Below are 232 nucleotides of genomic sequence, written 5' to 3'. Positions count from 1 at the left end.
CGCGGCCGGAGACCGTGGGGCCCCCGGTTGCCGCCCCCTCGGGAGCCACCATGTTGGTGATACCCCCCGGACTGAGCGAGGACGAGGAGGCTCTGCAGAAGAAATTCAACAAGCTCAAGAAAAAGAAAAAGGCATTGCTGGCTCTGAAGAAGCAAAGTAGCAGCAGCACAACCAGCCAAGGTGGTGTCAAACGCTCACTATCAGAGCAGCCTGTCATGGACACAGCCACAGC

At 58.6% G+C, this 232-nt stretch carries 1 protein-coding gene; it reads left to right on the top strand.

Going from position 1 to position 232, the window contains the following annotated elements:
* Positions 1 to 50: 50 nt before the first annotated feature.
* A partial coding sequence (locus tag E0702_RS18365; RefSeq protein ID WP_132045915.1) for a hypothetical protein occupies positions 51 to 232 on the top strand: 182 nt, incomplete at its 3' end.

This window comes from Halomonas marinisediminis (assembly GCF_004347715.1).
GTDB classification, from domain to species: Bacteria; Pseudomonadota; Gammaproteobacteria; order Pseudomonadales; family Halomonadaceae; genus Halomonas; species Halomonas icarae.
Note: the sequence above shows the minus strand (reverse complement) of the source record. Positions and strands in the feature narration are given on the sequence as shown.